This window comes from Bacillus sp. JJ675, assembly GCF_036963165.1.
In the GTDB taxonomy this organism is placed as follows: Bacteria; Bacillota; Bacilli; order Bacillales; family Bacillaceae; genus Bacillus; species Bacillus glycinifermentans.
Genome location: NZ_JBALMR010000084.1, coordinates 82,048 through 87,662 on the forward strand (window position 1 = coordinate 82,048; position 5,615 = coordinate 87,662).

The 5,615-nt window shown below is 50.6% G+C and carries 6 protein-coding genes, 2 pseudogenes and 1 riboswitch; all 8 genes and pseudogenes read left to right on the top strand.

Features of this window, described 5'->3' with window-relative positions:
* A pseudogene (locus V7126_RS20505) lies at positions 1–464 on the top strand (NAD-dependent dihydroorotate dehydrogenase B electron transfer subunit); the annotation flags it as partial.
* Positions 464–1,399: a dihydroorotate dehydrogenase gene (locus tag V7126_RS20510; protein ID WP_046130701.1), complete on the top strand. Its 936-nt coding sequence runs from the start codon at positions 464–466 to the stop codon at positions 1,397–1,399. The pseudogene V7126_RS20505 and the gene V7126_RS20510, both read left to right, overlap by 1 nt.
* Positions 1,368–2,087 (top strand): orotidine-5'-phosphate decarboxylase, encoded by a 720-nt coding sequence (gene pyrF / locus V7126_RS20515; protein WP_046130700.1) that lies wholly within the window; start codon positions 1,368–1,370, stop codon positions 2,085–2,087. Before V7126_RS20510 ends, pyrF begins: the two co-directional genes overlap by 32 nt.
* Positions 2,084–2,716 (top strand): orotate phosphoribosyltransferase, encoded by a 633-nt coding sequence (gene pyrE / locus V7126_RS20520; protein WP_175076825.1) that lies wholly within the window; start codon positions 2,084–2,086, stop codon positions 2,714–2,716. Before pyrF ends, pyrE begins: the two co-directional genes overlap by 4 nt.
* Positions 2,717–2,865: 149 nt before the next feature.
* Positions 2,866–2,971, top strand: a riboswitch (SAM riboswitch).
* A 115-nt stretch (positions 2,972–3,086) separates the two neighbouring features.
* On the top strand, positions 3,087–3,191 hold the full coding sequence (locus V7126_RS20525) for a YezD family protein (protein ID WP_438823812.1): 105 nt from the start codon (positions 3,087–3,089) through the stop codon (positions 3,189–3,191).
* Between the two features lie 87 nt (positions 3,192–3,278).
* Positions 3,279–3,980: a phosphoadenylyl-sulfate reductase gene (locus tag V7126_RS20530; RefSeq protein WP_046130697.1), complete on the top strand. Its 702-nt coding sequence runs from the start codon at positions 3,279–3,281 to the stop codon at positions 3,978–3,980.
* A gap of 11 nt (positions 3,981–3,991) precedes the next feature.
* Complete coding sequence (locus tag V7126_RS20535) at positions 3,992–5,053, top strand: inorganic phosphate transporter (RefSeq protein ID WP_335498641.1); 1,062 nt, start codon at positions 3,992–3,994, stop codon at positions 5,051–5,053.
* 25 nt (positions 5,054–5,078) lie between these two features.
* Positions 5,079–5,615, top strand: a pseudogene (sat, locus tag V7126_RS20540) (sulfate adenylyltransferase); the annotation flags it as partial.

Consider the following 5,615-nt stretch of genomic DNA (forward strand, 5'->3'; position numbering starts at 1 on the left):
CGCTTGCCCCCGGCCAAACGGCTCTTTTAGTCGGAGGGGGGATCGGCGTCCCGCCGCTTTACGAGCTCGCAAGGCAGCTGACAAGCCGAGGCGTCAATGTCGTTCAAGTGTTAGGATTCGCGTCAGCCAAAGACGTTTTTTACGAGCGGGAATTCTCTGAATTCGGCCCTGTCTATATTGCTACAGCAGACGGCACCCATGGGACGAAAGGGTTTGTCACAGATGTCATCGAAGCAGAAGAGCTTCAGTTTGACTGCCTTCTCGCCTGCGGGCCGACGCCGATGCTGAAGGCGTTAAAGGAGCGCTATCCGGATAAAGACGTTTACTTGTCGATGGAAGAGCGGATGGGCTGCGGAATCGGCGCTTGTTTTGCCTGTGTGTGCCATACGGACGAAAGCGAAAAGCCGTACGTGAAAGTCTGTCTGGACGGCCCTGTTTTTAAAGCGCAGGAGGTGCTTTTGTAATGCTTGAAGTAAATTTGCCCGGCCTCAGGTTGAAAAATCCGATCATTCCGGCTTCCGGATGCTTCGGTTTCGGAAAAGAGTTTGCAAACCTGTATGATCTTTCATGCCTCGGGGCGATCATGATCAAAGCAACGACGAGCGAACCGCGCTTCGGGAATCCGACGCCGAGGGTCGCCGAAACGCAAGCCGGCATGCTGAATGCGATCGGACTGCAAAATCCCGGCGTGCAGGCTGTCATGGAACACGAACTTCCCTGGCTCGAACAATTCGATACGCCGATTATCGCCAATGTAGCCGGTTCACAGCTTGAAGATTATGTCGAGGTTGCGCAAGAAATCAGCAAAGCGCCGAATGTGCATGCGCTCGAGCTGAACATTTCCTGTCCGAACGTCAAAACGGGCGGGATCGCGTTCGGCACCCGGCCGGAAATGGCGGCTGAGCTGACGAAGGCGGTTAAGGGTGTTTCCGATGTGCCCGTTTATGTGAAGCTGTCGCCGAATGTCACAGACATTGCGGAAATCGCCCAAGCGATCGAAGAAGCGGGCGCCGACGGGCTGACGATGATCAACACCCTGATCGGCATGAGGCTCGACTTGAAGACAGGCAAGCCGATTTTGGCGAACAAAACCGGAGGATTATCAGGTCCGGCCGTAAAACCGGTCGCAATCCGGATGGTTTATGAAGTCAGCCAGGCGGTCAGCATTCCGATCATCGGCATGGGCGGGGTGCAGTCGGCGGAAGATGCACTTGAATTTCTGCTGGCAGGGGCGAGCGCGGTCGCGGTCGGCACGGCCAATTTCGTCAATCCGTTCGCCTGTCCGGAAATCATTGAAGACTTGCCGCGCGTTTTAGGAAAATACGGATATCGATCTATTGATGAATGCATCGGAAGGAGCTGGAAACATGAACAATACGCCGCCCATCATCGCGCTTGATTTTCCATCCGCACAGGAAACGCTTGCGTTTTTGAAGCGGTTTGACGGAGAAACTCTTTTTGTAAAAGTCGGAATGGAGCTCTTTTATCAGGAAGGTCCTTACATCCTTGAGCAGCTTAAGAAGCAAAACTGCCGGATATTTCTCGACTTAAAGTGCCATGACATTCCGACGACCGTATATAAGGCGATGAAAAGGCTGGCTGGTTTTGGCGTCAGTCTTGTCAATGTGCACGCAGCAGGGGGAAGACGGATGATGGAGGCCGCGCTTGAAGGCCTTGAAGCCGGGACTGTCTCAGGGCAGAAACGGCCGTCATTAATCGCTGTTACACAGCTGACAAGCACGTCGCCTGACATGCTGCAGCATGAGCTTTTGATCGAAACGCCGCTTGAAGAAACCGTTCTTCGCTACAGCAAGCTCGCAGAAGAGAGCGGGCTTGACGGCGTCGTCTGTTCGGTTCACGAAGCGGACCGGATCTGCCTGGAGACGTCTCCTTCCTTTCTGACGGTGACGCCGGGAATCCGGCTTGCCGATGACAATAAGAACGATCAAGTCAGAGTGGCAACGCCAGCCATGGCGAGGGAAAAAGGCGTTTCCGCGATCGTGGTCGGCCGTTCGATCACACAAGCGGAAGATCCGGTTTCGGCTTATCGAAAAATAGTGCTTGAGTGGGAGGGAATCAAAGCATGAAAACAGAAATTGCAAAGCATCTATTAGCAATCAAGGCGGTTTTCCTGCGGCCGAATGAGCCGTTTACATGGGCGAGCGGCATGAAGTCGCCGATTTACTGCGACAACAGGTTGACGCTTTCGTATCCTGAGGTAAGGGATGACATCGCATCAGGCCTTGCCGGGTTGATCAAAGACAAATATCCGGAAGCAGAAATCATTGCGGGCACGGCAACAGCGGGAATTCCTCACGCGGCGCTTGCCGCTGACAGGCTCCGCCTGCCGATGTGCTACGTCAGAAGCAAGCCGAAAGCGCACGGAAAAGGAAATCAAATCGAAGGAGCGGTCAAAAAAGGGCAAAAAGTTGTTGTTATCGAAGATCTGATCTCGACGGGCGGCAGTGTTCTTGAAGCCGTCTCCGCTTTAAATGATGCCGGCTGCGAGGTGCTTGGCGTTGCTGCAATCTTCACGTACGGGCTTCCGAAAGCGGGTATCGCCTTCGATGAAGCGGGCGTCGAATACCATACCCTGACCGACTACGACACGCTGACAGAAGCAGCGCTTGCCGAAGGCTATATCAGCGAAGCAGATGCAGCAAAGCTGAAAGAATGGAAAGCAGATCCGCAATCAACAGCATGGATAAAAATATGAAGAAAGCAGTCGTCTCTTTATGAAGGGGACGGCTTTTTTGATGCTCCAAAAATAGTAAAATCGAACCATTTTTATTTTTTATTAATCCTATAAAAAAAGTCGGGTTGACTTTTATTCGAATTGTGCTAAAATTTAAAAATACAAAAGCAAACTTATCAAGAGCGGTGGAGGGACTGGTCCGATGAAACCCGGCAACCTGCGTGTATTCGTAAGGTGCTACTTCCAGCAAAATGCGCTCATTTTGAGAGATAAGGAATATATAAAGTTCCTCGTCTTTCTTTCACATTTGGAAGAAAGATTTTATTTTTCGGGGCAAAAGGAGGAGCTGGCAGTGAAAACGGATGAGCAGCTCGACAAAGCGATCATCACAATGAAAGACATGCTGAAAGATATGAGTTACGGATCCATCACATTCGTTGTCCAGGATGGAAAGGTGATTCAAATCGAAAAAAATGAAAAAATAAGATTGAAATAGCTGACTAGACAAACTAGAGGCGGTTTTCACAGAGTTTTTTTCTGCTGAAAGCCGTTTTTTTGTTGGCAAAAAAAGGGGGAAACGAAAATATTTACTTACAGTACATGGGAAGAACCGACGATCACGTTTCAAGAGGATGATTCTTATAAAGGCGCGCTGTCGGTCCTCAAATGGGCGTACGGCCATTACGGCGATCAGCTCGTATACGCCTGCAGCTTCGGAATCGAAGGGATCGTCCTCATTGATTTAATCTATAAGGTGAAAAAAGACGCCGTCATCGTTTTTCTTGATACAGGGCTTCATTTTAAAGAAACGTATGAAACGATCGAGGCTGTCAAAGAACGATATCCGGGCCTTCAGATTATGATGAAGAAACCGGAACTTACAGTCGAACAGCAGGCTCAGGAATACGGGGACAAACTTTGGGAAACCAACCCAAATCTTTGCTGTGAAATGAGAAAGGTCATCCCTCTCCGCGAGACCCTTTCAGCATATCCGGCATGGCTGTCAGGGCTGCGCCGCGAGCAGTCCGAGGGACGGAGCAAGACGAACTTTTTAAACAAGGACGATAAATTCAAGTCCATCAAAGTCTGCCCGCTCATCCATTGGACATGGAAGGATATTTGGAGATATGTGACAAAGCACGATCTGCCGTACAACCCGCTTCACGACCAGGGCTATCCGAGCATCGGCTGCGCCCCGTGCACGTCGCCGGCCTTTACGATGGACGATCTCCGCTCCGGCCGCTGGAATGGATTGAATAAAACAGAATGCGGATTACACGAGTAAGGAGATGAGTCATGGAACTTGCCGCCATTATATTTAGCATGTTTTTTGCGATGAATATCGGTGCGAGCGGTGCAGCGGCCTCTATGGGCATCGCCTACGGATCGGAAGCGGTGAAAAAACAGCTTCACGCGCTTCTGATCTGTTCAGCCGGCATTCTCCTCGGAGCCGTCATCGGCGGAGGAGAAGTCGTCAAAACGATCAGCTCAGGGATCATTCCCGAACGGGTGATTACGCTGGAAATCGTCTGCATCATCATCGGCTCCGCAGCTTTGTCGCTCTTTATCGCAAACGTTCTCGGCATTCCTTTATCGACAAGTGAAGTGACAGTCGGATCTGTCGTCGGTGTAGGTGTCGCGTATCAAGTATTGTATGTCAAATCGTTGATGGTGATTGTCGCCTTTTGGGTGATTGTCCCTTTTATCGCGTTTTGTTTTACGTATGTGATGGCCAAGATTATGAAAAAGACGGTCAAACCGGCCTCTGGAAAAAAACTTCGGATCTTGACGGCCGTTCTGGTCATCGCCGGTTTTATGGAGGCTTTCTCGGCGGGGATGAACAATGTCGCAAACGCTGTCGGGCCGCTGGTGGCGGCGCATGTTTTGACCGTCGGCCAAGGAACGATGTACGGCGGATTGTTTGTCGCGCTCGGCGCCCTTTTATTGGGCCGGCGCGTTCTTGAGACAAACGGCAAAAAAATCACCAGATTCTCCAAAGGAGAGGGGATCCTTCTTTCGGGGACAGGATCGGGTCTTGTCATCATCAGTTCTATTTTCGGCCTTCCGGTTCCGCTCACGCAGGTGACATCATCTTCTATTATAGGGATGGGAATGGCGAAAAACGGCGGCAATGTTTTTCATAAACAAGTGGTCAAAACGATGCTGAAAGTGTGGATCGTTTCGCCATTTCTTTCCTTGAGCCTGTCTTATATGCTGGTCAGCCTTTTCTTAAAAGGAGACTACTATTCTCTCATCGTCGTCACGAGCGTTCTTTTGGCATCAGTCGGAACGATCAGCCTGGTGAGAGCCGTGAAAAAAGAACACAGCTCCGTCCATGAACAGGGCGGGGGAATTTAAGCAACAAGTAGGGGGAAACAAAGTTATGAGTTTAGCGCCACACGGCGGTGTATTGGTTAACCGCGTCAATGAAGCATACGATGTGAAACATATCGGACTGGAAATCGAACTTGACCTGATCGCATTCGCCGATCTCGAATTGATCGGAATCGGAGCGTACAGCCCGATCGAAGGCTTTTTCACTGAAAAAGACTACCTTTCAGTCGTAGAAAATATGAGGCTTGCAAGCGGAGATGTTTGGACGCTTCCGATCAGCCTTCCAGTTGACGGGCGAAAAGCCGCCGAATTCAAAACAGGCGACACCGTCCGCCTCACATACGAAGGAGAAACATACGGGGTAATTGAAATCGAAGACATCTATAAGCCCGATAAGAAAAAGGAAGCTGTGAACGTCTATAAAACTGACGATCTGAACCATCCGGGCGTCAAAAAATTGTTCGAGCGGGGCGATGTCTATGTCGGCGGCCCGATCACACTCATCAAACGGAGCGAAAAGCAGTTCCCTGCCCATACGTTTGAACCGGCGGAGACGAGACGGAAGTTTGCCGAGCTCGGCTGGAAA